Origin of the sequence: Nocardioides sp. SR21 (genome assembly GCF_022761125.1) — a bacterium.
Classification (GTDB): Bacteria; Actinomycetota; Actinomycetes; order Propionibacteriales; family Nocardioidaceae; genus Nocardioides.
In genome coordinates, this window is the sequence record NZ_JAKWJR010000007.1 from 170,042 (window position 1) to 196,359 (window position 26,318).

The 26,318-nt window shown below is 71.5% G+C and carries 26 protein-coding genes; 11 read left to right on the top strand and 15 right to left on the bottom strand.

Annotated elements, in window-relative coordinates; all coding sequences use genetic code 11:
• Positions 1–60: 60 nt before the first annotated feature.
• Genes MJ604_RS14860 through uraD form a run of 6 tightly spaced genes read right to left on the bottom strand, consistent with a single transcriptional unit; the run spans position 61 to position 5,427 of the window.
• Positions 61–1,299 (bottom strand): allantoate amidohydrolase, encoded by a 1,239-nt coding sequence (locus tag MJ604_RS14860; RefSeq protein ID WP_243059275.1) that lies wholly within the window; start codon positions 1,297–1,299, stop codon positions 61–63.
• Positions 1,296–2,483, bottom strand: a complete 1,188-nt coding sequence (locus tag MJ604_RS14865) for an alanine--glyoxylate aminotransferase family protein (protein WP_243059276.1) — start codon at positions 2,481–2,483, stop codon at positions 1,296–1,298. Before MJ604_RS14865 ends, MJ604_RS14860 begins: the two co-directional genes overlap by 4 nt.
• Entirely contained in the window at positions 2,480–3,790 is a 1,311-nt protein-coding gene (gene allB, locus MJ604_RS14870) for an allantoinase AllB (protein WP_279236008.1), read from the bottom strand. The genes MJ604_RS14865 and allB overlap by 4 nt, the downstream gene beginning before the upstream one ends.
• The gene (pucL, locus tag MJ604_RS14875) at positions 3,787–4,647 is read right to left on the bottom strand and encodes a factor-independent urate hydroxylase (protein WP_243059278.1); all 861 of its coding nucleotides are present in this window, start codon (positions 4,645–4,647) and stop codon (positions 3,787–3,789) included. The genes allB and pucL overlap by 4 nt, the downstream gene beginning before the upstream one ends.
• Position 4,648: 1 nt before the next feature.
• Positions 4,649–4,939 carry a hydroxyisourate hydrolase gene (locus MJ604_RS14880; RefSeq protein ID WP_243059279.1) on the bottom strand — a complete coding sequence of 97 codons (291 nt, stop codon included), beginning with the start codon at positions 4,937–4,939 and terminating at the stop codon, positions 4,649–4,651.
• Positions 4,936–5,427, bottom strand: coding sequence for a 2-oxo-4-hydroxy-4-carboxy-5-ureidoimidazoline decarboxylase (uraD, locus tag MJ604_RS14885; protein ID WP_243059280.1), 492 nt, complete (start codon positions 5,425–5,427; stop codon positions 4,936–4,938). The genes MJ604_RS14880 and uraD overlap by 4 nt, the downstream gene beginning before the upstream one ends.
• Positions 5,428–5,659: 232 nt before the next feature.
• On the opposite strand from uraD, the gene MJ604_RS14890 reads away from it, so the two are divergent.
• The gene (locus MJ604_RS14890) at positions 5,660–6,157 is read left to right on the top strand and encodes a hypothetical protein (protein WP_243059281.1); all 498 of its coding nucleotides are present in this window, start codon (positions 5,660–5,662) and stop codon (positions 6,155–6,157) included.
• Positions 6,158–6,160: 3 nt separating this feature from the next.
• On the opposite strand, the gene MJ604_RS14895 is transcribed toward MJ604_RS14890, so the two are convergent.
• Positions 6,161–6,514, bottom strand: coding sequence for a YidH family protein (locus tag MJ604_RS14895; RefSeq protein WP_243059282.1), 354 nt, complete (start codon positions 6,512–6,514; stop codon positions 6,161–6,163).
• Between the two features lie 23 nt (positions 6,515–6,537).
• Between MJ604_RS14895 and MJ604_RS14900 the strand changes: the two genes are divergently transcribed.
• Complete coding sequence (locus MJ604_RS14900) at positions 6,538–7,365, top strand: thioesterase family protein (RefSeq protein WP_243059283.1); 828 nt, start codon at positions 6,538–6,540, stop codon at positions 7,363–7,365.
• 48 nt (positions 7,366–7,413) lie between these two features.
• On the opposite strand, the gene MJ604_RS14905 is transcribed toward MJ604_RS14900, so the two are convergent.
• Positions 7,414–8,319, bottom strand: a complete 906-nt coding sequence (locus tag MJ604_RS14905) for a collagen-like protein (RefSeq protein ID WP_243059284.1) — start codon at positions 8,317–8,319, stop codon at positions 7,414–7,416.
• A gap of 101 nt (positions 8,320–8,420) precedes the next feature.
• Positions 8,421–9,956 carry a hypothetical protein gene (locus MJ604_RS14910; protein ID WP_243059285.1) on the bottom strand — a complete coding sequence of 512 codons (1,536 nt, stop codon included), beginning with the start codon at positions 9,954–9,956 and terminating at the stop codon, positions 8,421–8,423.
• 334 nt (positions 9,957–10,290) lie between these two features.
• Between MJ604_RS14910 and MJ604_RS14915 the strand changes: the two genes are divergently transcribed.
• Complete coding sequence (locus MJ604_RS14915) at positions 10,291–13,704, top strand: Ig-like domain-containing protein (RefSeq protein ID WP_243059286.1); 3,414 nt, start codon at positions 10,291–10,293, stop codon at positions 13,702–13,704.
• Positions 13,705–14,167: 463 nt separating this feature from the next.
• Here the strand turns inward: MJ604_RS14915 and MJ604_RS14920 are convergent, their stop codons facing one another.
• Positions 14,168–15,025, bottom strand: a complete 858-nt coding sequence (locus MJ604_RS14920; protein WP_243059287.1) for a hypothetical protein — start codon at positions 15,023–15,025, stop codon at positions 14,168–14,170.
• 22 nt (positions 15,026–15,047) lie between these two features.
• On the opposite strand from MJ604_RS14920, the gene MJ604_RS14925 reads away from it, so the two are divergent.
• The 6 genes from MJ604_RS14925 to MJ604_RS14950 all read left to right on the top strand — a co-directional run bounded on the left by MJ604_RS14925 (position 15,048) and on the right by MJ604_RS14950 (position 20,121).
• A complete protein-coding gene (locus MJ604_RS14925; RefSeq protein ID WP_308194144.1) occupies positions 15,048–15,425 on the top strand; it encodes a (deoxy)nucleoside triphosphate pyrophosphohydrolase in 378 nt (125 codons plus the stop codon).
• A 4-nt stretch (positions 15,426–15,429) separates the two neighbouring features.
• Positions 15,430–15,717, top strand: a complete 288-nt coding sequence (locus tag MJ604_RS14930; protein ID WP_243059288.1) for a hypothetical protein — start codon at positions 15,430–15,432, stop codon at positions 15,715–15,717.
• A gap of 34 nt (positions 15,718–15,751) precedes the next feature.
• Positions 15,752–16,660 (top strand): N-acetyl-1-D-myo-inositol-2-amino-2-deoxy-alpha-D-glucopyranoside deacetylase, encoded by a 909-nt coding sequence (gene mshB / locus MJ604_RS14935; protein WP_243059289.1) that lies wholly within the window; start codon positions 15,752–15,754, stop codon positions 16,658–16,660.
• Positions 16,661–16,987, top strand: coding sequence for a hypothetical protein (locus tag MJ604_RS14940; protein WP_243059290.1), 327 nt, complete (start codon positions 16,661–16,663; stop codon positions 16,985–16,987). It abuts the gene before it with no gap.
• A complete protein-coding gene (locus tag MJ604_RS14945; RefSeq protein ID WP_243059291.1) occupies positions 16,984–18,720 on the top strand; it encodes a VanW family protein in 1,737 nt (578 codons plus the stop codon). The genes MJ604_RS14940 and MJ604_RS14945 overlap by 4 nt, the downstream gene beginning before the upstream one ends.
• 582 nt (positions 18,721–19,302) lie before the next feature.
• Positions 19,303–20,121: a triacylglycerol lipase gene (locus MJ604_RS14950; RefSeq protein WP_243059292.1), complete on the top strand. Its 819-nt coding sequence runs from the start codon at positions 19,303–19,305 to the stop codon at positions 20,119–20,121.
• Positions 20,122–20,208: 87 nt separating this feature from the next.
• Here the strand turns inward: MJ604_RS14950 and MJ604_RS14955 are convergent, their stop codons facing one another.
• Positions 20,209–21,384 (bottom strand): AGE family epimerase/isomerase, encoded by a 1,176-nt coding sequence (locus tag MJ604_RS14955; protein WP_243059293.1) that lies wholly within the window; start codon positions 21,382–21,384, stop codon positions 20,209–20,211.
• Positions 21,385–21,393: 9 nt separating this feature from the next.
• Complete coding sequence (locus MJ604_RS24315) at positions 21,394–22,305, bottom strand: GNAT family N-acetyltransferase (protein ID WP_243059294.1); 912 nt, start codon at positions 22,303–22,305, stop codon at positions 21,394–21,396.
• Positions 22,306–22,362: 57 nt separating this feature from the next.
• Here MJ604_RS24315 and fdxA point away from each other — a divergent pair, with 57 nt between their 5' ends.
• Positions 22,363–22,689 (top strand): ferredoxin, encoded by a 327-nt coding sequence (gene fdxA, locus MJ604_RS14965; protein ID WP_243059295.1) that lies wholly within the window; start codon positions 22,363–22,365, stop codon positions 22,687–22,689.
• 8 nt (positions 22,690–22,697) lie between these two features.
• Positions 22,698–23,798: a succinyldiaminopimelate transaminase gene (dapC, locus tag MJ604_RS14970; protein WP_308194145.1), complete on the top strand. Its 1,101-nt coding sequence runs from the start codon at positions 22,698–22,700 to the stop codon at positions 23,796–23,798.
• On the opposite strand, the gene MJ604_RS14975 is transcribed toward dapC, so the two are convergent.
• The 3 genes from MJ604_RS14975 to MJ604_RS14985 all read right to left on the bottom strand — a co-directional run bounded on the left by MJ604_RS14975 (position 23,788) and on the right by MJ604_RS14985 (position 26,301).
• Positions 23,788–25,008, bottom strand: a complete 1,221-nt coding sequence (locus MJ604_RS14975) for a calcium-binding protein (RefSeq protein WP_243059296.1) — start codon at positions 25,006–25,008, stop codon at positions 23,788–23,790. The two genes, dapC and MJ604_RS14975, sit on opposite strands and share 11 nt — an antisense overlap.
• A gap of 38 nt (positions 25,009–25,046) precedes the next feature.
• The gene (locus tag MJ604_RS14980) at positions 25,047–25,241 is read right to left on the bottom strand and encodes a DUF5999 family protein (RefSeq protein WP_243059297.1); all 195 of its coding nucleotides are present in this window, start codon (positions 25,239–25,241) and stop codon (positions 25,047–25,049) included.
• Positions 25,242–25,332: 91 nt separating this feature from the next.
• Positions 25,333–26,301: a hypothetical protein gene (locus tag MJ604_RS14985; RefSeq protein WP_243059298.1), complete on the bottom strand. Its 969-nt coding sequence runs from the start codon at positions 26,299–26,301 to the stop codon at positions 25,333–25,335.
• Between the last annotated feature and the right edge of the window lie 17 nt (positions 26,302–26,318).

The window sequence follows — 26,318 nt, forward strand, 5'->3', positions numbered from 1 at the left end:
CAGCAACCGTCTGCTGGGTCGAAACGGTTGCCCACGCACCGCCGACCCCGGCTCCCACGATCATCGCGCCTCCACCGCTGCGGCGACCCGGAGCACCGCGGCCTCGAAGGCGTCGAGCGCCGCGGCCACGTCGTACTCACGCACGTCCTCGTCGGGGTGGTGGCTGATCCCGTCGTGGCACCGGACGAACAGCATCCCCACGTCGGTGGTCAGCCCGATCGCCATCGCGTCGTGCCCGGCCCGGCTCCACAGCCCCATCGGGTCGTCGTCACCGGTGGAGCGGATGCCGTCGCAGACCGCCTCCTGAAGCCACGGCGCGCACGGGACGGCCGGCGCGGTGTGGTGCTCCACGACCTCGAGCCGCAGCCCGCGCGCCGCGCAGAGCAGCTCGATCTCGGCGCGCATCGCGTCCCACATCGCGTCGCGCTCGGCGTCGGTCGCGGCCCGCAGGTCGAGGCTGAGGTCGGCGCGCCCCGGGATCACGTTGACCGCGCCGGGCTGGACCTCGATCCGGCCGACGGTCGCGATGCAGCCCTGGTCCCCGGTCGCGCGCGCCATCCGCTCGATCGTGGTGATCGCCTCGCTGGCGCCGACCAGCGCGTCGCGCCGCCGGGGGTACGGCGTCCCGCCGGCGTGCCGCGCCTCGCCGATGACCGACAGCCGGAACCGCCGGGCGCCGGCGATCGTGGTCACGTAGCCGAGCGACCGGTCCGCGGCCTCGAGGAACGGCCCCTGCTCGATGTGCGCCTCCAGGTAGCCGACCAGGTCCTCCGGCGCACGAGCGGCCTCGCCGACCCGGCGCGGGTCGAGGCCGAACTTCGTGAACGCCTGGTGCAGCGTGACGCCGTCGCGGTCGCGGAGGTCCCACCACTCGTCGCGCCAGTGCCCGGCCACGGCGGCGCTCCCCAGCAGCGCGGTGCCGAAGCGGGTGCCCTCCTCGTCGCTGAAGCCGATCACCTCCAGCGCGAACGGCAGGTCGGCGTCGCGGAGCCGCTCGGCGACCGCGATCGCGATCACCACGCCGAGCATCCCGTCGTACGACCCGGCGTCCGGCACGGTGTCGAGGTGGGAGCCCAGCAGCAGAGCGGGAAGTCCGGGCGTCCTGCCTTCGCGGCGCCCGCACTGGTTGCCGGCGGCGTCCTGCCAGCTGCGCAGCCCGGCCTGCTCCATCCAGGCCGCGGCCAGCGCGTTCGCGGCGGCGTGCTCGGCGGACAGGTGGACGCGCTCGAGCCGGGGCGGGTCGGAGGTGGCCCGGTCCAGCTGGGCGCAGCGGTCGAGGACCTCACGGGCGGTCGTCATGCGTACACCTCGTTCGCGGCCGCGACGCCGCCGTCGCGACGCAGCACCTTCTCGAGCGCGTCGAGCGTCTGGAGCACGGCCTCCGCGCGGGCGTTGTAGCCCATCGTGCCGATCCGCCAGACCCGGCCGTGCAGGGGACCGAACGACGTCCCGATCTCGATCCCGAAGTCGTCGAGGAGCTCGGCGCGTACGCCGTCGCCGTCGACGCCGTCGGGGATCTCGACCGCGACCACGTTGTTCATCTTGTGCTCCACGTCGCCGAAGACGTCGAGGCCGAGGCCCTGCACCCCGGCGAGCATCGCCCTGCCGTGCAGGGCGTGCCGGGCGATCGCGTTGTCGAGACCCTCCTCGACGAGCAGTCGCGCGCACTCGTGGGCGCCGTACAGCATCGTCGTCGCCTCGGTGTGGTGGTTGAGCCGCCGCGGACCCCAGTAGTCCATGATCTGCGCGAGATCGAAGTAGTTGCTGGCGATCCGGGCCCCGACGTCGGTGTCGGAGTCGTCGCGGATGCCGGCCTCCACGTGCTTGCGCGCGTTGATCAGCTCGGCCGCCCGCGGTGAGATCGTGATCGGTGCGCTGCCCGATGGACCGCCCAGGCACTTCTGCAGTCCGGCGGTCGCGATGTCGAGCCCCCACTGGTCGGTCTCGAAGTCGTTGCCGCCGATCGAGGCCGTCGCGTCGCAGTAGAGCAGCACGTCGTGGCCCCGGCAGATCTCGCCGATGTTCGCCAGCGGCTGGCACATCGTGGTGCTCGTGTCGCCCTGCACGATCGCCAGCACCTTCGGCCGCACCTCGCGTACGGCGGCCTCGACGGCCTCGGGCTCGAACACCTCGCCCCACGGCACCTCGATCGTGTGCACCTCGGCCCGGCAGCGCTCGGAGATCTCGGCGAGCAGGTGGCCGAACCGGCCGAACACCGGCACCAGCACGCGATCGCCGGGCTCGATCATCGAGACGAGCGCGGCCTCGATGCCGGCGCGCGACGTGCCGTCCACCAGGAACGTCTGCTCGTTCTCCGTGCGGAACACCTGGCGGTAGAGCGCCATCGTGTCGGTCATGGCCGCCGTCATCCACGGGTCGAACTGGCCGACGAGCTGCTTCGACATCGCCTGCAGCACGCGCGGGTCGGCCGTGATCGGACCCGGTCCCATCAGCAGCCGCTGCGGCGGGTTGAGCTCGCTCACGGGTTCCTCCTCAGCTGCCGGCCCCAACCGGTCTGTCCGGCCCGGCCGCGGACCAGGGTGTCGATGACGCGCCCGGTGTAGCGCCGGCCGTCGTACGCCGAGATCGGGTTGCGGTGCGCGAGCTCGCGCGCGTCGACGACGAGCTCGGCGGCCTCGTCGTACACCAGCAGGTCGGCGTCCGCGCCGACCTCGATCCGGCCCTTGTGCGTCAGGCCGACCAGGTCAGCGGTGCTGCGCGACATCCAGCGGCTGACCTGCTCCAGGCCGACCCCGCGCCGGCGCGCCTCGTGCGCGACCGCGGTGAAGCCGACCTGCAGCCCGGCGACCCCGCCCCACGCCTGCTGGAGATCCCCGTCGCCGCGGGACTTCTCGGCCTCGGTGGCGGGGGAGTGGTCGCTGACCACCAGGTCGATGATCCCGTCGTGCAGCCCCTGCCAGAGCGCGTCGCGGTTGCCGCGGTCGCGGATCGGCGGGCAGCACTTGTACGCCGGCGCCGCGTCGGGGATCGACTCGGCGGCGAAGCACAGGTAGTGCGGGCAGGTCTCGACGGTGACGCGCAGTCCCTCGGCCTTCGCATCCGCCAGCAGGTCGAGCGCCCGGGCGCTGGAGAGGTGCAGGACGTGCACCCGCGCGCCGGTCTCGCGCGCACCGTCGAGCAGCATCCTGATCGCATCGGTCTCCGCCCGGTCCGGCCGGGACAGCAGGAAGTCGGCGTAGGAACGGCTCGGCGGCGCGGGCGACTCGGCGAGGACGGCGGCGTCCTCGGCGTGCACGATCAGCAGCGCGTCGAGCCGGGCGACCTCGGCGAGCGCGTCGCGAAGCTCGGGCGCGGACAGGTGGGGGAACTCGTCGACCCCCGACGGCGACAGGAAGCACTTGAACCCGAAGACCCCGGCGTCCCACAGCGGCTCGAGGTCGGCCACGTTGCCCGGCACCGCGCCGCCCCAGAAGCCGACGTCCACCGCGAGCTCACCGGAAGCCGCGTCCAGCTTGGCCTTCAGCCCTGCCAGCGTCGTGGTCGGCGGGATCGAGTTCAGCGGCATGTCGACGAGCGTCGTGACGCCGCCGGCCGCCGCGGCGAGGGTCGCGGTCACGAACCCCTCCCACTCGGTGCGGCCCGGCTCGTTCACGTGCACGTGTGTGTCGACCACGCCGGGCAGCACGCAGGGCGCCTCGACCACGGTGCCTGACACCTCGTGGTCGTACGGCGCGATCGCGCCGATCCGCCCGGCCTCGATGGTGATCGTGGCCGGCACGAAAGCGTCATCCACCAGCACCCGTTGACTTCTGAGCGCAGTCACCGTCATCCAGGCTCCCGGCGGACGGTCGCCTGGATGAGTCCGTAGGGCCGGTCCGCGGCGTAGAAGACCTCGCCCGGGTTGTCGAGCTCGAACGGCGAGAGGTCGACGAGGAAGTGGTGCTTGTTCGGGCAGGACAGGCTGATCTCGGTGATCGCGTCGTACTTCTCGAGGACCGCCTTGCCCATCTCGAAGATCGTCTGCTGCAGCGCGAGCGAGTGGTGGTCGGCGAACGTCGCGAGAAGCGTGTCGCGGACACCGGCGTACGTCGCGTCGTAGTCGACCCAGGCCGCGGCGTACCGCCACGACGCGGTGACGCTGGTCGCGAGGATCCGGTCGTCGGTCTCGGCGAGCGTCGTGTAGTGGTCGCGCGGGAAGCCGTGGAACTCCGAGCCCGTCGACTTCAGCACCGTGCAGTCCTGGAGGCCGGCAACGACGACCTCCTCGTCCCCGTCGATCTCGACCATCGCGGTCCTGGTCTCGCGGCCCGTGCGCTGGAACGCGTGGTCGTGGTCGGCGATCCGCTCCCAGGCGTACTGCTCGGCCGTGAACGTCCCGCCCGTCACCCACTCGAACTCGTCGATGAAGTGGTGGGCCAGCGTGAGGAGGAACGTCTCGGGCGCTCCGACGCCGTGCTCGCGGGCGAACGCGTACACGGTGTTCTTCTGGGTGTCGGTCGCGACCACGTGGCTGTTGTCGCCCTCGGTGTGGCAGGCCTCGAAGTCTCCGCGCAGCTGGGTGGTGACGCTGAGGTCGCTGATCGCGTGCCGTTCGGTCGTCGAGCTTGTCGAGACACGGTCGACGCGGACCAGCCGAACCTCGGCCTTGCCGTACTGGTTGGCGCCGAGCACGATCCGTCCGGTCATGTCAGCTTCCCAGGTACGTCGAGTAGGAGTACGGACTCAGCAGCAATGGCACGTGGACGTGCGAGCGGTCCGCCGGGATCGAGAAGGTCACGGTGACCTCCGGGTAGAAGTCGGACCGCGCCCCGGTGTCGAAGGTCAGCCGGTGCGTCCCGGGGTCGAGGTCGACGTCGAAGCGGCACCGTCCGTCGGCATCGGTGCGGCCCTCCGCTGCGCCGCCGTCGAGGACGACCGCCACGTCCCGGGCGGGCGCACCCGCCGTGGTGTCGAGGACGTGGGTCGACAGCGTCGTCATGCGAACAGTCCCTTCAGCCGCAGTACGGCGATCTCGCGGAGCTGGCCGGCGGTCACGCCGAGCTCGGTCTCCGGGTCGTTCCCGAGCCGCTCCTCGAGCAGCGCGAGGATCTCGTCGGCGTCACGTCCGGCGGCGCGGACCAGGAAGATCCGGTCGAACCTCTCCTCGTACGCCGCGTTCCCCGCCGCCAACCGGGCCTGGACGTCGGCGTCGCGGCTCACGCCCCCCTGCTCCCGACCCGACATCGCCGCGCTGGCGCCGCTCCCGGCGTGCCGCTCGCCGATCCGTGGGTGGTCGGCGAGCGCCGCCTCGACCTCCGCGCCGTTCCACGCGCGGGCGTGGGCGTCGGCGAGGATCAGCATCGCGTCGAGATCGCCGTACGGGCGCCCGGCGACCACGGCGTCCACCCAGGACTCGATGCCCACACAGGGCCGCACGGCGGCGGCCGCGTCGGGCACAGCCATCGCATTGAACTCGTCCAGCAGCACGCGTCGTCCTCCGGAGGCCGGCGAAACAATCGTTTCACCGAACGTACCCGGCTCAGCATTCGTTGGTCGAGTGGTCCGTCGCGAGGAATGAGCGACGGGCGCATCAGGACCCGGTGGTTGGGGTGCGAGTAGGCGAGCAGCTTCGTTGGTCGAGCAGCGAGCGCCAGCGAGCGTGTCGAGACCCCCGACGCCGATGTGCACCTCTTCGGGGACCTCTGTTTGACTGCGGGCCATGTTCTCGCCGCGATCGATCCTGACCGTGACCGCCCTCAGCGCTGCCCTCGTCCTGTCGGGGTGCAGCGGCAGCGACGACGACCCGAAGGCGTCGGACGAGCCGTCGCAGGTCATGGACCCGTCGGCTCTCGAGTCGGCTCGCGAGGAGGCCGCCAACCAGTTCAACAAGGACTGCACGGTGTCGGTCGAGGCGACCGGCGCGGCCGAGGTGTCGTGGGAGGGCGAGGGCAGCGTCACCAACGGTCCCGGCATGGCGATGTACAGCTCGACCGAGGGCGATGCGCAGCTCTTCGTCTACGCGAACAGCGACGCGATGCCGCAGACCGCCACGCTCACCATCGGTGACACGACGTACACCGCTCTCGACCCGGACGCCGGGTTCGACGTCGCCGAGGACGGCTCCAGCGCCGAGATCGACGTCGACACCGAGGGCATCGCCGGCGCCGGCCCGCACGTGACCGCGACGTTCACCTGCAAGGGCAAGGGCAAGGGCTGACCGTCAGGCGAACGCCACCGCCAGCAGCGCGGAGCCGATCACGACGGCGGCGACCAGCACGTAGCCGAGGGTGAAGGCCGGCAGCTGCTGGTGGGTGCGCATCGCTCGCTCGACCCGCGCCCAGCGCAGCAGCGCCAGCGCAGTCGTCAGCCCGCCCAGCGCGACCAGGGCGACCGCCAGCGTGGACCGGATCCACTCGGTCTCCGGGAGTCCGAGCGCGTGCAGCGCGACCCCGCCGGCGATCATCGCCAGCGCCGTACGCACCCAGGCGAGGAACGTCCGCTCGTTGGCGAGCGAGTAACGCGGGTCGGGCTCCTGTCCCGCGTCGTATACCCAACGGGGGTGCCGGTCCGTCATGTCTTCACCTTAGAGTCGCGGCCGTGACATTCGAGTTCGATCGCCAGATCGCGGTGGCCCGCGAGTCCAAGCACTCCTACTCCGCCGAGCTCGCGCCCGGCTGGGTGGTCGGCGGCGGGCTGAACGGCGGCTACCTGCTCTCCGTGATGGGCAACGCGATCAGACGCACGTTCGTCGACAAGCCCGACCCGATCGCGCTGTCGGCGTACTACCTGTCGGCGTCGAAGCCGGGCCCGGCCACGATCGACGTCGAGCCGCTCCGCGACGGCGGCACCATCTCGACGGTCTCCGCGTCGTTGAACCAGGGAGGCATCGCGCGGATCACCGCGCTCGCGTCGTACGGCGACCTCGACAAGCTCGGTGACGACGTGGGCACCACCGCCGAGCCGCCGAGCATCCCGCAGATCGACGAGTGCGTGCCGAACACGTTCGCGCCCCCGGAGCTGCTGAAGATCGCGCCGCTGATGCAGCGCTTCGACATGCGCTTCCACCCGCAGCACGTCGGGTGGGCCGTCGGCTCGCCGAGCGGTCGCGGCGAGCTGTGCGCGTGGTTCCGGCTGATCGACGGCCGCGAGCCCGATCCCATCTCGCTGCTCACGGTCGTCGACGCCCTGCCGCCGGTGACGTTCGACCTCGGGGTGATCGGCTGGGCGCCCACGATCGAGCTGACCGTGCACGTCCGCGCCAAGCCCGCGCCGGGCTGGCTCAAGGTCCGCCACGCGACTCGCAACCTCGCCGGCGGCATGTTCGAGGAGGACTGCGAGGTCTGGGACTCCGCCGGTCGGCTGGTCGCGCAGAGCCGTCAGCTCGCGCGCCAGCCCCGGGAGATGACCCGCGCGCGGCAGCAATGACGAAGGGCGGGCCGGCCTGTCGGCCGACCCGCCCTCAGTGCGCTGGGATCAGCGGTTGCTCATGAACTGCTGGAGCTGGCGCATCGGGCTTCCCTTGGGCGCCGTCTTGCAGCCGCCACAGGGGTCGAAGTCCGGGAGCGTGGCGTCGCTGATGGCACCGCCCATCTTGTAGACCGACATCCGGACCATGGCCGGCTCCGGACACTCCACCTCGCAGCCCTCGGTCTCGGTGGCCGGCATCAGGACGGGCAGCGGGAGCGTGTCGCCCTCCTGCACGCTGATCGGGAACGTGGAGTCGCAGATCGGGATGAAGAAGCCGCCTTCGCCGTAGGGCATGACGCAGGCGTTGAAGAGCGCCGAGAACTCGTCCGTCGGCTCGCCCGCGAAGAGGAACGGAAGGCCGAGGATGCCGCTGGGGTTCAAGAAGCCCTTCAGGGAGACGAGGTAGTTGCCCTCGGGGAGCGTGAGCGAGTCGCCGGACGAGGGGTACAGCTCGGCCAGCCCGGAGAACTCGCCTCCCTCGGAGTCCGACCAGCCGTCGGCGCCGTAGAAGTCGTCCCAGACCAGCTCGCCGCCACCGGCCGGGCCGGTGAGGCCGCGGGGGCCCTGGGAGCCGGGGATGCCCTGCTCGCCCTGGTCGCCCTTGGGGCCCTGGGCACCGGCAGGACCCTGCTCGCCCTGCGGACCGGCCGGGCCGACCCCGCCGATGAGCTCCTCGATCTGCGCCTTGGTGGCCGCGTCGAAGGACTTGTCCCAGCTGACGGAGTTGGCCGCGAGCTGGCGCTTCTTGACGCTGTCGGAGGCCAGGTCGCGGGCCTTGATCGACTTGTCCTGGATGTCCTTGCCGGTGATCAGCTGGTCGGCGACGGCGCCGGCCGTGCCACCGATCACGAGCGCGAGGGCGAGACCACCGACGGCGATGGCCGCCTTGACGGAGGGGCGGAACGAACGCATGCGAGAAACCTCTCGGTTGAAGACGTAGGCGCCTGCAACCTAGGACCGCTCGGAGCGTCACGGTAAAGGAACTCAGCAGGAACCCCTGCTGGTCCAGACCGTCACGACCAGCTCGTGCCGCGCCCCGTCATGTCGTTGTCGTGGATCGCGCTGCCCTGGTTCAGCCACCACCGCGCGCCGCGCTGGGTCTCGGCGTCGTCCGACTCGGCGAGCGCCGCCAGCTGCGGAGCCCCGGCCATGCCGAGAGCGAACAGCGTCGCGTGCCGCTCCAGCGACTTCGAGGCGTCGTACTGCTCCGCGATGGCCGCGCTCTCCTCAGGGGTCAGCGCGCCACTGAGGCCGGCGCTGACCAGCGCGCGGGCGCGCACCGACGGGCGCTCGTCGCTCGCCGCGTGGCGGACGACGGCCTCGCGATGGCCGCCGTGGCCCACCCGCATCAGCACCGTCCAGGCTCGCGCGGCCAGCAGCTCGTTGGGGTCGGCCGCCATCTTCAGGCAGTGCCGCGCCGCGGCCGGTGCGTACGGCGACGCGGCGACCAGCAGCGCCGCGTGGTGCCGGCGCGGCTTGTGCGAGTGGAACAGCGCCTCGCGCAGCAGCCGGCGCAGCATCAGGTCAGGTTCCTGGGCCTGGTGGCTGGGGGTGTCGGCCTGCACGGCCGGGGCGAGGTCGGCGACGACGGACGCGGCGCGCGCCGAGGAGATCATCTCGTCGCCCTGGCGGGCCTGCGCGACCAGCGCGTGCGCGCGCCGGGTGCGCAGGCCTCCGGTCACCCGCTGCCAGGACTCCTCAGGCAGCCGCACCGCGAGGTCGAAGGAGTCCAAGCGGCCGTCGAGCGACTCGCCGCGGCGCAGCGCGCCGACGACGTGTGACTCGAGACGGGGGAGCGCGGTGTCGTCGAAGTGGCCGCGGGCGAGCTTCACCGCCGCGACCGAGGAGGCCGCGCGGCGGAGGTACTTGTTGTCGCTGTCGGCCGACAGCATCCGCAGCGTGAGTGCGGCCGCCGCCGGGTCGGGGACCTCGCTGAGCAGGTTCAGCACCGGCGCCACGACCTGGGTGTCGGGGTCGGTGACGAACTGGCCCACGGCCATGATCAGGTGGCGCCGCGCGTTGGGCTGCCGGATGAACGCCGCGGCGGACTCGTAGCGGCGCACGTAGCCGGTGCCGACCGACGAGCCGAGCTCGGTGACCAGCTGCCGGCACAGCGCGGTCCAGTCGCCCTCGCGCAGGAAGATCCGATCGAAGCGCCCGAAGTGGTCGGCGAGCTGGAGCCACTGCGCCCCGGTGGCGGCGCCGGCCTCGGTCAGGTCGATCAGCCGGTTGAGCTCGGCGTCGGACATCTCGCCGTCCCGCGTGCCGTTCTCGCGGGGCGTCGGGCCGGTGCCGAACGAGCGACGCAGCCCGCCCGCGACCGAGACCAGCGAGCCCTCGGTCAGGCCGAGGACGTCTTCGTACGTCGCCGCCACGCGGCTCGGCAGCGGCTGGAGCCCGGACTCCCAGCGCGAGACGCGGGAGGCGTCGACCGGCAGCCCGCGGTCCTTGAGAGCGGCGATGAAGCCGTCGCGGCGGGCCAGGTCGGGGTCCGGACCGAGCACCCGGGAGACGCTGAGCAGCCACGCGACCCGCTGGTCACAGCCCACGACGCCGCTCGCCAGGGTGTTCGGATCCTCGGGAAGTCGCTGCGGCCGCCCGCGTCTGCGCGCTGGCGGAACCGTGCTCTCCACTGACATAGTCCCCCGTACTTAGAACCCCCCGAACCGGCGGGCCCCGCCCCCTGCACAGCTTCTGCTCCCACCCACATTTATTGCAGGTTTTCCGACGGGCCGCAACAACAATGCCGTGATTCGGTCGCGGGCCCTAGCGTTCCGCACGGCACTCGGGATCCGTGTACGTGTGCCCCGCCCGAGGCTCGGGCCTCGTGTATAGGAGCCGGGGGAACCTCCCCGCTCACTCACTCCGGAAGGAAAACTCAGCATGAACAGCAGCGGCATCAAGCGGGGACTGGCAACTACTGCCGTCGCCGCCCTGGCGGTAACGGGCCTCCCGTTCCTCGCCAACTCGGCTTCGGCCATCACGATCAACGACCAGGTCGGTGAGGACGGCGTCGTCTTCGGCAGCCAGCTCATGGGCATCGCCTCGGTCCGCAACGACGGTCAGGACAGCACGGTTCGCCTCGCGGCCGGCGGCAACGACTCCGTCTCGCACATCACCTTCTTCGCTCAGCGCACCGACATCGTGGGCGCCCAGCGCTTCAAGATCGCGACCGTCGAGCGCAACGACGACGGCGGCTTCACCTACGAGTGGGACGCCTCGGGCCAGTTCGGCAACACGCTCGAGCTGACCGCGGCCAGCACCGACGCTGACGGCTACCTGCTCGACGCCCAGGGCCTCCGCATCGACGAGGGCTCCGGCCCGGTCGACGGCGTCGGCACCGGCGACGGCACCGCCGCCCTCCCCGCCACCGCGATCGCGGACGGCACCGAGGCCGACGTCACCTTCGACGAGTCCGTCAACGTGCTCGCCGCCTCGCAGCAGGGTGTCTTCCAGACCCCGTACCTCAACGCCACCGAGGCTGCGTTCCCGTACGCCGACGGCGCGCAGATCGTCGGCGTCACCGGCACCACCTCGCTGCCCGCGAGCAACTTCGCGGACGGCCCGACCGCCGGCGCGGTCACCGTCGGCGCCGAGGTTGACGGCGACATGGTCCTCACCCCGGCCCCGGTCATCTCGATCCCGGGCATCACCGCCTACCGCGTCTTCGGCGCCGGCGTTGACATCCAGGGCTACGAGTACTCGCTGAACGGCGACCCGGACCAGCTGGTCACCGGCGCGCTGGCCGGCGGCACCCTGGGTCAGGGCGCTTCGGGCCCGACCGCCCCGGTGTCGGACGACATCGAGGCCGTCACCCTCTACCGCCAGACCATCACCACGGTCACCGCGGCCGCCACGGCGATCAACACCAGCTCGTCGCGCGTCGTCGTCACGGTCAACGACCAGAACGGCAAGCCGATCGTCGGTGCTCGCGTGAAGGCTTCGGCCGGCAACGCGTCCCTCGCCGCTCAGCAGACCGGCTACACCGACGCTCGTGGTCAGGTGACCTTCACCCAGACCGACGGCACGACGTACTACTACGCCGACGCCACCGACGCGACGGGCTACCAGGCCAACCTGGGCGACAAGCGCTCGGACGACGTCACGGTCCAGGCCTACACCCCGGCCCCGACGACGCTGACCGCCGCCTCGCACGACGGTGAGGCCTTCGACTTCGATGAGTTCGCCAGCGGCGACCTCACCGTCACGCTGAAGGACCAGAACGGCGCGCCGCTGCAGACCACGCAGTCGCTCCAGTACTACTGGGTCTTCGACCAGTTCGGCAGCACCCCGGCCGTCCGTTACCCGGCTGCCAACGCCGACCCGAACACGTACTCCGTGACGGGCAACAGCGCGCAGGGTGTCTTCAACGTCGAGCTGCCCGACACCGCTGGTGCGGGTGGCACGTTCGAGCTGTACGCCGGCCTGCAGGCCAACACCGGCACCGGCACCGGCGCCGTCGCGTCCAGCAAGCTCCTGACGGTCAAGGCCGGCGAGGCGTCGCTCTCGTTCGACCAGGACACCGAGCAGGCTCTCGCGGGCACGTCGACCGACGCCACCGCCACGCTCGAGCTCGGCGACGGCACCCCGCTCGCCGGCCGCTCGGTCTCGTTCAGCTACAGCCGCGCTGCGGGCACGGACACGTCCCCGGACTCGGGCATCGTTCAGTCCTCGGGCACCACGGTGGGCCTGAGCCGCACCGTCACGACCGACGCCACGGGCAAGGCCTCCGTCACGATTCGTGACGCGGCGCAGACCCCGCAGGGCACCGAGTCCGGCACGCTGTCGGCCGAGACGGTCAACGGCAACTGGATCGCCGACACCAACCCGAGCCAGCTCGACGGTGACGCCGAGGCCGAGGCCGACGACGTTGACGTCGACTTCGTCCAGTCGGTGACCCCGGGCTCCGTGACCTTCACGGACTCGGACAACTGGTACCCGCAGGGTGCGACCCCGGGCCGCCCGGTCTCGCACGAGATCCAGGTGCTGACCGGCGACCTCGACCCGAACACCGCTGGCGACCAGACCATCCCGGTCGTCAACGGCACCGTCACCGTGACGGTCGACCACGGCTTCTTCGTGGCCTTCGACCAGAACGGCCCCGTGCGCGACCCGGCTCCGGCCGTGGGCGCGGACACCGGCGAGTGGAAGTCGGCTGGCACGTCCATCACCGTCACCACCGACGAGGACGGCTACGCCACCTTCGATGTCGCCATCGAGCGTGACGCCGGCTTCGACGACGACGGTGAGGTCACGGCGGTTGTCACCGCCACGGCCGGTGCCGTGTCGAAGACCGCCAACCAGGAGTGGACCTCGGAGGACCCGCTGAACGGCGGCGAGACCATCCTCGAGTTCTCCCCGGCTGACGAGCAGGACGCCGGCAACGTGCTCCCCGACGCCCGCCCGGGCACCGAGGTCGCCTTCGACGTCACCGTGACCGACCAGTTCGGCAACCCGGTCGGCGGCGAGGACGTTCGGATCACCGACAACACCAACGACTCCGAGCTCGTGGGCCCGGAGGAGAACTGGGGCGGCTGGATCGTCTCCGACTTCGACGACGACGGTGACTTCTACGCCTCGTCCGAGGAGGAGGACGTCCAGAACGTCACGGCGACCTGGGAGACCGAGTACCGCCGCTTCGCCGCTCCGCTGCCGACCGGCCGCGCGACCGGCCTCGAGACCCTCACGGACTCGCTCGAGGTCAACTGGGACAAGGCCAACATCTCCGACGAGTCGGTCACCATGACCGCCTCGCCGGCTGGTGAGGTCGCCCCGGGCACCCCCGTCACCGAGACCGTCACGGTTCTCGACGACGAGGGCAACCCGGTCCCCGGTGTCGCCGTTCAGTTCACCCAGTCCGGTCCGGGCACGGCTGACGTCGTGACCAACCGCGTCACCAACGACCAGGGCCAGGCGTTCGTGGTCGTCAACAGCAGCGTTGCTGGCACCGCGGTCGTCACCGCGGTCGTCCAGACCGACGGTGCGCCGGTCGTCAAGTCCGACGAGATCACCTGGGAGAAGGCCAAGAAGAAGGCCATCAACCTGACGGCCTCGGCCAAGTCGGTCAAGAAGGGCAAGGACGCGATCACCGCCAACGCGAACAACAACGCGGCGGGCCTGACCGCCACGCTGTGGCGCAACGGCAAGCAGATCGCGAGCCACGCGCTCAACGGTTCGGGCGACTTCACCTTCAAGGTGAAGGACCAGAACGGCAAGAAGAACACCACGAAGTACACCGTCAAGGTGAAGGCGACCGACACCACCCAGGGTGGTTCGGCCAACGCCAGCACCAAGTGACGAAGTAGCTTCGTAACGGGCGGGTTCCGGGACAGCTGAGTGACTGTCCCGGAACCAACCCCGCTGGGGGCGATGCTCCCGCAACCCCCGAGCAACAACTGAAGCAACAAGTCGGGACACACAGACGCGGTCCGGGCCATTCTCTGTTTGCCGCTGCGCGAGAATGGTCCGGACCGCCTGTCTCACCCTAGGGCAAGTGGTCTCGAACACTCGGTAAGCAAGCGCCACCTCGGTGGCGCTTCTTGCATGTCTGGACCAGTCCGCGGCGGTGTCGAGACAGGCTCCAGCGCGCCCTCCTCGACCACCGGAAGCGCCGTGGTTTCGAGGCTCGCTTCGCTCGCACCTCGACCACCGGGGCGGCCGGCCGCGGGGGTCTCGACGAGCTCGACCACCGTTGCGGGGGTCTCGACGAGCTCGACCACCGGTGCGGGGGTCTCGACGAGCTCGACCACCGGCGGCGGCGTCAGCCGAAGCGGCGGCGCTTCAGCGCGACGACCCAGCGCTTCCCCGGATGCTCCGTGACCGTCCACAGCCGGTCGGTCGCCGGGTCGTAGGCGAGGTCCTCCGGACCGACCGGCACCGCGTTGCGGTGCTCGCGCAGGTTCCCCTCGGCTCCGCTCCACACCGTGCCGAGTCGCTTGGTCCCGTTGGACGCCGTGACGTACCACCGGCCGTCGACGTGAGCCACGCCCTGCGCGCGACGTACGCCGGCCTCGTGCACGGCCAGGTCGCCGTCAGGGAGGCCGCGGGCGATTCGCCGGCTGCCGGTGGCGTTGTCGTACTCGCCGATCAGCAGCGCCTCGCCGTCGAGCCCCACGAACGAGAAGCGGAACGGCTCCGAGGGCGCGAGCAGGTGCCGCACCGGGAGCACGTAGCCGTGCGCCGTGCGGACGACGTCGTCGGTGTCGCACACCCACAGGCCGGCGTTCGTGGCGGCGACGTACAGCCGCGTGCCGTGCCAGGCGATCCCGCCCGCGTGCACGCGCAGCGGCTCGAAGCCGTCCCCTGCCGGCCGGACCAGCTCCACGTGCCGGTAGCGACGCGCGACGAGGTCGAGGACCGAGACCCGGCTGCCGCCGGTCTTCGCGTACCACGACACCATCACCTGTCGGGCCGTCGCGGCGACCGAGATGCCCTGCGGCCACCACGTCGTGTCCCGCTGGTCAGCGGGCTCCCACGTCCACGCGCGGTGCGGGGTGCGGCAGGGCGCGACGGTACGCCGCAGCCGCCGGTCCAGGTCGTCGAGCACCGCACCGAGGCCGACCCGCCCGTCCAGGGCGTCGACCTGCTCGTGGTGGTCGTCGGTGCGCGAGAGGTGCACGCGGGAACGGTAGCGTCGCCGCGTGGCAGCCGTGGTGGGAGCAGCGATCGTGCGTGACGGCCGGGTGCTCGCCGCGCGCCGTACGTTCCCCGCAGAGGCCGCCGGCCGCTGGGAGTTCCCGGGCGGCAAGGTCGAGCCGGGGGAGACCCCGGAGGCGGCGCTGGTGCGTGAGGTCACCGAGGAGCTGGGCTGCGTGATCGCGGTCAGCCACTGGCTTCCCGGCGAGGTCGCGATCGGTGAGCGGCACGTGCTGGCGGTCGCGGTCGCCGCGCTGGTGTCGGGCGAGCCGGTGCCCGCCGAGCACGATGCGGTCCGCTGGCTCGGACCCGAGGAGCTGGCGAGCGTGGACTGGCTCGAGCCCGACCGCCCGTTCCTCGAGCACCTCGTCCTGGGAGAATGACGCCATGCGCGGCATCTTCTTCGACGCGGACGACGCCCTGGCGGTCGTCGCCCGGCTGGTCGCGGCCGGCTACGACGCCCGCCTGGAGCGCGAGCGGCTGTCCGGCGAGGACGACGACGAGGACCACCCCTGGGCGGTGGTCGTCGACGCGCCGGAGATCGTCCTGGACGTGCTCGTCGACGAGTACGACGGCTGGCTGGACACGGAGTCACCGGTGGTCGAGCCGGTCGAGACCTCGCCCCTCGAACTTCCCACCGGTCCGCGGAAGATCAAGCGGCCCGGCGACGTTTGAGGGTGTGTCAGCCCCTCTCTCTAGGATCGAGACCATGACGTTCGACCAGCGCCTCCTGCTCGTGCACGCCCACCCCGACGACGAGTGCATCGGCAACGGCGCCACCATGGCGAAGTACGTCGCCGAGGGCCGCGGCGTGACCCTGGTGACCTGCACCGCCGGCGAGATGGGCGAGATCCTCGTGCCCGAGCTCGAGCACCTCGCGGCCGACAAGGAGGACCGCCTCGGCGAGCACCGCAAGGGCGAGATCGCCGAGGCCATGAAGGCCCTGGGCGTGACCGACCACCGCTGGCTGGGTGGCTTCGGCACGTTCCGCGACTCCGGCATGAAGTGGCACGAGGACGGCCACGCCGTCGCCGCCGACGAGGTGCACGAGAACGCCTTCTGGAACGCCGACCTGAACGTCGCCGCCGACCATCTCGTCGAGATCATCCGCGACGTCCGCCCGCAGGTGCTTGCGACGTACGACCCGTTCGGCGGCTACGGCCACCCCGACCACATCCAGGCGCACCGGGTCGCGATGTACGCCGCTCAGCTGGCCGCGGTGCCGTCGTACCGCAAGGACCTCGGCGAGCCGTGGGAGATCGCGAAGATCTACTGGAACGCCATGTCGGAGAGCCGGATGCGCGCCGGCCTGCGGGCGCTGCGCGACGCCGGCGACGCCACGAGCTTCGAGGGCATGGACCCCGACGGGCCGCTGCCGCCGTTCGTCACCGCCGACGAGAACCTCGCGGCCGCGGTCGACGCCCAGGAGTACGTCGAGCAGAAGCTCGACGCCCTGCGCGCCCACGCGACCCAGGTGACCACCGACGGGCCGTTCTTCGCACTGTCCAACAACGTCGGCAGCACCGCCTGGGGCATCGAGTACTACCGGATCGTCAAGGGCGAGCTCGGCCCGCTCGACGAGGACGGCCTCGAGACCGACCTGTTCGCCGGACTCTGAGTGAAGAAGGCCCTGGTCGCAGCCGGCCTGCTGGTCGTCGGCGCAGCGACCGCGATCGCCACGGTCGGTCTGCACCAGATCTGGTGGGGCTTCGTGCTGGCGTTCGTGGCGACCTTCGTGACGGCGTACGCGCTGCCGCCGGGCTGGTGGACGCGGCTCGCGTTCGTCGTCGGCTGGGCAGCGATGGTCGGCTGGTTGACGGTCCCGCGCGACGAGGGCGACTACCTGGTGAGCTCGGACCTGGCCGGCTACTCGCTGCTCGGGCTCGGGTTGGTGCTGGTGGTGTTCGCGGTCGGCACCCTCCCGCGCCCTAGGATTCGGGAGTGACCTCGCCCGAGACCTCGCCCGCTCCCGACAAGGCCGGCGCCAAGGTCATCTTCCTGATGCTCGCGGGCCTCGCCCTGCTCTGCCTGGCCGGCTACTTCGCGGCGTACGCCGGAGCCGGCGACAAGACACCTCGCGGCACGACGATCTCCGGCGTCGACGTCGGTGGCCGCTCCGCTGACGACGCCGAGGCGGCGTTGGTCGCCGGCCTGGCCGACCGGGTCGACCGACCGGTCGCGGTGGCGGTCGAGGGCTCGACCGGCGAAGTGGCCCCTGGGGCCGCGGGCCTCTCGGTCGACTATGCGGCGTCGATCGACGAGGCCGGGGCCGAGAAGAGCTGGAGCCCGGGCCGGCTGTGGTCCTACTGGACGGGCGGAGACGACCTCGATGCCGTGGTCGTCGTGGACGACACCGCGATGGAGGCCGCCCTGGCCGATCTCTCCGACGAGGTCGGCACGCCGCCGGTCGACGGGGCCGTGACGTTCGCGGACGGTGAGATCGAGACCACCGACCCGGTCGCCGGTGAGGCGGTGGACCCGGAGGCCGCCCGTGCGGCGATCACCGAGGCGTACCTCGCCGAGGACGCCGAGACCGTCGAGCTGGAGCTGTCTCCGGCCGCCCCCGAGATCGACGACGCCGACGTGCAGAAGGCGCTGGACGAGTTCGCGAACCCGGCCATGTCCGGCCCGGTCACGCTGGTCTTCGGCGACTCCCCGGTCCAGCTCTTCCCCGACGACTACTCCGGGGTGCTGGCGATGGAGCCCGAGGGTGGCGAGCTGGCGCCGAGCCTCGACGAGGACAAGCTGGCCAAGCTCGTCTCGAAGGGCGTCAGCGAGGACGGCGCGCCGGTCGACGCGACCGTCGCACTGGTCGACGGCAAGCCGAAGGTCATCCCGGCCAAGCCCGGCGTCACCTACGACCCGGCCGACGTCAGCGCCGCGTTCCTCGAGCTGGTCACCAAGCCCAGCGGCGAGCGCGAGATGGAGGTCAAGGCGACCGTCGCCGAGCCGGACTTCACCACCCAGGACGCGCGCGACCTGAAGATCAAGGAGCAGGTGTCGACGTTCACGACGTACTACCCCTACGCGGAGTACCGGAACATCAACATCGGCCGCGCCGCCGAGATCATCGACGGCACCGTGCTGAAGCCCGGCGACACGTTCTCGCTCAACGACGTCGTCGGCGAGCGCACCCGCGAGAACGGCTTCACCGAGGGCTTCATCATCAGCAACGGGATCTTCAAGGAGGACCTCGGCGGCGGCGTCTCGCAGATGGCGACCACGACGTTCAACGCGATGTTCTTCGCCGGTCTCAAGGACATCGAGCACAAGCCGCACTCGTTCTACATCGACCGCTACCCGGTCGGCCGCGAGGCCACCGTCGCCTGGGGATCGGTCGACCTGCGCTTCGAGAACGACACGCCGTACGGCGTGCTGATCCACGCGACCGTCGACCCGAGCACGCCGTCCTCGCAGGGAGTCGTCACCGTGTCGATGTACTCGACGAAGTACTGGGACATCTCGACCACGACGTCGGACCGCTACAACTTCCGCGCCCCGGCCACGCGCACCCTGGACACCCCGGACTGCTACCCGAACACCGGGTACTCCGGCTTCGACGTCGACGTCACCCGCACCTTCCGCAAGCCGGGGTCCGACGAGGTCGTGAAGACCGAGGAGTTCCACACCGCCTACACGCCGTCCGACACCGTCATCTGCAAGCCGCCCAAGGACTAGGCCCGTCGAGGCCGTTAGCCGACATCGGCGCCGGGGTGCGGGCGTCTCGACGACGCTCGCTGGCGCTCGCTGCTCGACGACCGGTGCGGTGGTCTCGATACGCTCGCTGGCGCTCGCTACTCGACCAACGAGAGGTTGTTTCGTTGGTCGAGTAGCCGCCGAGGGACGAGGCGGCGTATCGAGGCCGCTTGAGGGGCGGTGGGTCTCGATACGACCAACGGGAGGTTGTTTCGTTGGTCGAGTAGCCGCCGAGGGACGAGGCGGCGTATCGAGACCGCTTGTGTGGCGGTGGGTCTCGATACGCTCGCTGGCGCTCGCTACTCGACCAACGACAGGTTGTTTCGTTGGTCGAGTAACCGCTTGATTGGCGGTGGGTCTCGATTCGACCAACGGGAGGTTGTTTCGTTGGTCGAGTAGCCGCCGAGGGACGAGGCGGCGTATCGAGACCGCTTGTGTGGCGGTGGGTCTCGATTCGACCAACGGGAGGTTGTTTTCGCTGGTCGAGTAGCCGCCGAGGGACGAGGCGGCGTATCGAGACCGGGGCGGGCGTGACTGCGCGCTGGTCACGTCGTTGAGCGGGACATGCGCCGCGCCCTCGGAGTCCTGGTCGTCACGTTGCTTGCCGTCGTCGGCCTGTCCGCACCGGCCGCGGCGGACCCGCTGCCGCTGCCGACCTCGCCGTTCGGTGACCCGGTCGGCGCGAACGACTGGTCGTGCGAGCCGACGGCGGAGCGCCCGACGCCGGTCGTGATCGTGCACGGGACGTTCGGCGACAAGAAGAGCCTGCTGGACGGCCTCTCGGCTGCGATGGTCGCGAAGGGCTTCTGCGTGTACTCGCTCGACTACGGCAACCGCGGCACCGGCGAGATCAAGGCCTCCGCCACGCAGCTGAAGCGTTTCGTGACCAAGGTGCTCGACGCCACCGGCGCCGCGAAGGTGTCGATGGTCGGCCACTCGCAGGGCGGCATGATGCCGCGCTACTACATCAAGTTCCTGGGCGGAGCGGCGTACGTCGACGACCTCGTCGGCCTCTCGCCGTCCAACCACGGCACCACCATCGTGGGCGGCGGTTCGGGCACGGGCGGCTTCTGCCTGGCGTGCGACCAGCAGGCCGCCGGCTCGCCGTTCCTCACGCGGCTGAACGCCGGCGACGAGACCCCGGGGGCGGTCAGCTACACCCAGATCACCACGCGGAACGACGAGGTCGTGGTGCCCTACACGTCGGCCTACCTCGCCGAGGGCCCGCGCACCACGAACGTGACCATCCAGGACCTCTGCCCAGCCGATGTCGCCGAGCACGTGCTGATCCCGATGAGCCGCACCGCGATCGCGGTCGCCCTCGACGCGCTCACGCACGCCGGCCCGGCGGACCCGGCGTTCAGGCCTCGTTGCGGTCTCTGACCGGGGACTTTTGGGCCAAAGCCTGCACTTGAAGTTTCGGCCTAGAACGTCAGGTTTCCCCGGCCCACCGGGGAAACCGACACCGGCTCACCCCGAGAACAACCCCGCCGCAACCGACCGGGCGAAGGGCGGGTACGCCGGCAGCTGCGGCACCAGCGTCGCCTGGAGCGCGTGGTAGACGTCCGGCTTCCCGGCCCACGTGCCCGCGGCCGGCCGGTTGTCGGGGCCGAGCTCGTGGTGCCACGAGCCGCGCTCCCGGTCGATCAGGTAGGTGTCGGCGTACGTCCACCAGCGCTCGTGCCACGCGGCGTACGCCCCCTCGCCGGTCACGGTGTGCAGCGTCGCCGCGGCGGCGAGCGCCTCGGTCACCACCCAGTGCATCCGCTGGCGCACGACGGGCGTCCCGTCCCAGTCGACGGTGTAGACGAACCCGTCGGCGCCGTCGACCGCCCAGCCCTCGCTCACGCCGGCATCGAAGAGCGCGACCGCGTCCTCCAGCATCCAGTCGGGCGCGGCGTCGCCGAGGGCCTCGCGCAGCGAGAGCGTCAGCCGGCTCCACTCGAACCAGTGGCCGACGGTCGCGCCGTACGGCCGGAACGGGTGCGCCGGCTCGTCGCGGTTGTAGTCGGGGAGCGGCGTCCAGTCCGCGTCGAAGTGCTCGGGGATCCGCCAGTCGTTCTCGCGGGCGAAGCCGTGCACGACCCGCGTGACGATCCGCTCCGCGCGAGGGAGGTCGCCGACCGCGAGCAGCGCCTCGACGGTGTGCATGTTGGCGTTGACGCCGCGGTACCCGTCGAGCGTCGTCCAGGCCTCGTCCCACTCCTCGACGACCATCCCGGCGTCCTCGTCCCAGAAGTGCCGGTCCAGCACGTCCAGCGCGTCGGCCAGCAGCGCGTCCGCGCCCGGGCGGCCGGCCACCGAGGCCGAGGACGCCGCGAGCAGCACGAACGCGTGCTCGTACGCCGTCTTCGTCCGCGCCACGGGTCCGTCCGGCCCGACCGCGGCGTACCAGCCGCCGTTGACCGGGTCGCGGAACCGGCCGGTCAGCGCCGCCACCCCGTGGTCGACCAGCGGGCCCGCCCAGTCGTGGCCCGTCAGGTGCGCCAGCGCGAACACGTGCGTCATCCGGCAGCTGATCCACAGCTCGACCGGCCGCTCCGGCTCGAGGGCGCCGTCCTCCGACAGCCACCCGAACCCGCCGTCGGGGTGCACCGACCCGCGCGCGAACGCCAGCAGCCGCTCGCCCTCCTGCTCGAGATCCATGGCCCGAGCCTAGAGAGCCAGGTAGCGGTACGCGTGGTGGGTCGTGAAGCCCAGCTGCTCGTAGAGGGCAAGCGCCGGCGTGTTGTCGCCGAGGACCTGGAGGTACGCCGTGGTCGCGCCACGCTCGGCGCCCCACTCCAGCAGCGCGTCCATCACCGCGAGACCGAGCCCCTGCCGCCGGTGCTCGGGGGAGACCTCGATGCCGCGGAACCCGACCCAGTCGTCGGAGTACGCCGCCACCCCGCGGGCCCGGTCCCCGATCCGCACGGTCACGAGATCGCCCTGCTCGTCGTACTCCACCGGTGGTCGAGCCTGTCGATACCCCGGTAGCGCCCGGCGAGCCGCGGCCACCCCTGCGATCTGGAACAGCGTGTCCGCGTCGTGGCTCTCGAGCACCCAGCCGCGGCCACGGAAGAACGCGTCCTCGTCGGAGTCGGGCAGCACCGCCGCGATCGGCCGGGCACCGTGCCGCTCGTAGAACGCCACCACCTGCTCGTAGTCACCCTCGACCCCCGACGGCCCCATCGCGAGCACCGACCGGGACCGCCGCGCGGTCGACGTGGGGGAGTGCCGCAGGAGCCAGTCGCCCAGCGGCACGGTCTCCAGGCCCGGCCAGAGCGCGAGGGCCCGCCGCTGCGCCTCCTGGGCCGAGACGCGGTGCCGTGCGGGCGGCCGCGGCGGGACCGGCTTGCCGGAGACGATGTCGGCCGTCGCGATCGCGACCGACGTACCGTCCTCCCGCTGCACCACGCACGTGCCGTCGGCCCACGACAGGCACACGCCGAGGACGTCGGTGAGCGCCGGGCCGCCGCTCGGGCCGGTCTCGCCGGGCAGCACCCGGCGGACCACGATGCGCTGGCCGACGACGTGCGGACCAAGCATGTGCTTGGTCACATCGTGGGGTGCGTCTCCAGAAGCCACGCCGGGGATACTAGGCTGTGCCCGAGCACCTGCTCCCTTGAGTTCCAGGAGGAATCGGTGACCTACGTCATCTCCCAGCCGTGCGTCGACCTGAAGGATCGGGCCTGCGTAGACGAGTGCCCCGTCGACTGCATCTACGAGGGCAAGCGGATGCTGTACATCCACCCGGACGAGTGCGTCGACTGCGGTGCGTGCGAGCCGGTCTGCCCGGTCGAGGCCATCTTCTACGAGGACGACGTCCCGGAGAACTGGAAGGACTACTACAAGGCGAACGTCGAGTTCTTCGACGACCTCGGTTCGCCCGGTGGTGCCGCCAAGATGGGTGAGATCGACAAGGACCACCCGATGATCGCCGCGATGCCGCCGCAGGAGACCGACCACTGAGCAACCAGGTGTCCGGGAAGGTCTCTGCCCGGCTCCCCGACTTCCCCTGGGACCACCTGGTCCCGATGGCGGAGCGGGCTCGGGCCCACGCCGGGGGGATCGTCGACCTCTCGATCGGTACGCCGGTCGACCCGACCCCCGAGGTCGTCCAGGCCGCCCTGCGCGCCGCCGCGGACTCCCCGGGCTACCCGCTGACGATCGGCCGGACCGACACCCGGCAGGCCTGCATCGACTGGCTGTCACGGCGCCACGGCGTGGCCGGTCTCGGCCTCGACGGCGTGCTGCCGGTGATCGGCTCCAAGGAGCTGATCGGCTCGCTGGTCGGCCACCTCGGCCTCGGTGACGGCGACCTGATCGGCTACCCGGCCCTGGCGTACCCGACGTACGAGGTCGGCGCCGCGCTGGCCGGCGCCCGGGCGGTCGCCACCGACTCGCTGACGTCGTTCGGTCCGGAGACCCCGGCGCTCCTCTGGATCAACTCGCCCTCGAACCCCTCCGGGAAGGTGCTCCCCGTCGAGCACCTGCGCAAGGTCGTCGAGTGGTGCCGTGAACGCGGCACGATCCTGGTCTCCGACGAGTGCTACATCGAGTGCGCCTGGGAGGAGACCCCGCTCTCCGTCCTGCACCCGTCGGTCAGCGGCGGCTCGCACGAGGGCATCCTCGCGGTGCACTCGCTCTCGAAGCGCTCGAACCTCGCGGGCTACCGCTGCGCGTTCGTCGCCGGCGACCCCGCGCTGGTCGGCGAGCTGCTCGCCGTCCGCAAGAACCTCGGCCTCCAGATGCCCGGCCCGCAGCAGGTCGCGATGGTCGCCGCGCTGAACGACGACGCCCACGTCGTCGAGCAGCACGCGCGCTACGCCGCTCGCCGCGCCAAGCTGCGCGAGGCGTTCCTGTCGGCGGGCTTCCGCATCGACCACTCCGAGGCGTCGTTGTACCTCTGGGCGACGCGCGACGAGGACTGCTGGGACACCGTCGCCTGGCTGGCCGAGCGGGGCATCCTGGTCGCGCCCGGTGCGTTCTACGGCACGGCCGGGAAGCAGCACGTGCGGGTGGCGTTCACCGCGACCGACGAGCGCGTCGACGCCGCGGTCGCCCGGCTCACCGCCTGAGCCGCTCCACCGACACGATCCGGTCGTGACCGGCCCAGCCGGAGCCGCGGTCGCGACCGGGCCCGCCGTTGAGCAGGTCGTCGCCATCGCTGCCGTACAGCTGGTCGTTCCCGCCGCGCCCGAAGATGCGCACCGGCTCGCGGAGGAACCCGGCCGAGAGGTAGTCGGGACCGTCGGTGCCGTAGAGCGTCCAGGCGCCGCGTTGGGACGAGACGTCCTCCATGTTCCGCAACGCCACGCTCCAGCGGACCTCGTCGAGGCGGGCACGGAGCGTGCCGGCGGCCAGGTCGATGCGGCCGGCGACACGGGGGCGGAACGTGCCGCCGCCGTCGAGGAGCGCGATGCCGCCGAGGTAGTCCCGGCCCGGGCCGCCGTCGATGACCTGGCCCGGGTCGGGCCCGGCCTCGTCGTTGACGGTGTCGTTGCCGGTCCCGCCGTACGACCGGTCCACGCCCGTGTCGGCCTGGACCAGGTCGCCGCCCGGCCCGCCGCGGAGCAGGTCGTCGCCGCGGTCGCCGTCGAGGATGTCGTTGCCGGCGCCGCCGAGCACGGTGTTCGGCATCCGGTCGCTGCGCTGCTCGGCACCGTCCCCGCCATCGACCCAGTCGTCCCCGCCGCGGCCGTCGAGGTGGTCGCTGCCGGCACCGCCGATGAGGATCTCGTCGGCGCCCGAGCCGAGCAGGACGTCGTCGTGGTCGGTTCCGGCGGCGCCGTTGAGCGGCCCGACGATGGTGTCGGTGTCGCCTCCGGAGACGGCGGTGCCGAGGGCGAGGTCCGCCTCGACCGCGGTGGGAAGGCCCTCGAACGTCACGCGGTCGACGCTGCCCTCGTGGCGCGTGTCGAGGCCACCCTCGAGGATGTCGGAGCCGGGGCCGCCGTCGAGGATGTCGCCGTAGTAGACGTAGTAGTCGGTGTCCTCGGCGACCTTCGCGTCGGTGCCGCCGTACAGCTCGTCCGCGCCGGATCCGCCGACGAGGCGGTCCTGGCCGGCGCCGCCGCAGAGGACGTCGTCGTCCTCGAGGCCGCGCAGCACGTCGTCGCCGGCGTACCCGGCGATCACGTCCGGGCCGTCGGTCCCGCGGAGGGTGTCGTCACCGTCGGTGCCGAGGATCGTGGGGGTGGCGCAGGGGCCGGCGGCGGGAGCCGGGGCAGCGACCAGCGCAGAGGCACCGACGACGACCAGGGCCAGCAGGATCGCCCGAGATCTCATGCGCTCCACCGTAGGCGAGCGCGGGTCGAGCGAAGGGATCAGGCGCTGATCGCGTGGTCGTGCCCGTCCGGGGTCAGGTAGTGGCCGTCGTCGAACAAGATGACGCCGTTGCAGAGCTGGCACCAGCCCTGGTCGCTGCGGTCAGCGACCACGTGAGCGGTGCAGCAGTCCGACGCCTGGGTGTTCGGACAGCGCGGGGTGTGGTTGCACATGTCGTCCTCCGTGTGTTGCATTCCACATCGGACGCCGCCGACGCGGGCTGAGAGATTTTGTCTGTCTCCAGCATGCTCCTCGCCACCGACAAATGTGGGCGACTTTCCACAGTCAGTCGAAGACGTCGACGTGAACGTGGTCGCGGTGCTCCAGGATCGCCGGGTCGCCCGGCCCGTCGGGAGCGTCGTAGTCGGTCCAGCCGTCGCCGGATCGGTCCCCGGACCTCCAGATCCGGTCGTCGAAGATCACCGTCTGGATGTCGAGCCGGTCGGCCTGCGCGACGAGGTACTGCGCGATCGCCCAGCCGCGGACCTTGTTGTCGGCGTTGATCGGCCGCACGAAGATGTCGATGGCGCGGCCGTCGTAGTGCGCCGAGCCCGGCATGTGCCCGGTCGAGACGCCGCCGGGCGCGAAGCCTCCGAGCGGATTGCCGAACAGTCCGTCGACCTCGCGGCGCACGACGTCGGCGCGCCGGGTGAGGCCCTGGTCGTTGAGCCTGTCCCGCTCCGCGTCGGGCTCGTCGGTGTGGCTGCACGTGAACGTCGCGGCCGAGTTGCCGGTCAGCGCGGAGGCGAGCACGCGGGCGTCGGCCTCGTGGTCGGCGTACGCGTCCGGGAAGCCCGAGCGCTGCACCTCCTGCGCGGCGACGGTGACCTCCATCGACTCGTAGCCGTCGACGTCGGCGAGCTCGTCGTAGAACGCGTTGGTGGCGTAGTAGGGGTCGAGCACCTGCTCCGGGCTGCCCCAGCCCTGCGACGGACGCTGCTGGAACAGCCCGAGCGAGTCGCGGTCGCCGCTCTCGATGTTGTAGAGCTTCGACTCCTGGTACGCCGTTGCGAGCGCGATCGTGGCCGCCCGGGCGGGCATGCCCCGGCCCACCGAGATCGCGGTGATCAGCGCGGCGTTCTCGGCCTGCTCGGTGGTGAGCTCGACGGTGCGGCCGTTGACGCTCGCGGTGCAGTCGTCCGGCGCGAGGCTGTCGAGCAGCGGGCTCACGTGGTGGAGCACGCCGTACCCGACCGCGGCGACGACGCCGACCCCGACGAGCGCCACCAGGGCAGCGCCCGTCCGCAACTTCATGCTCCCAGTCTGCGGGG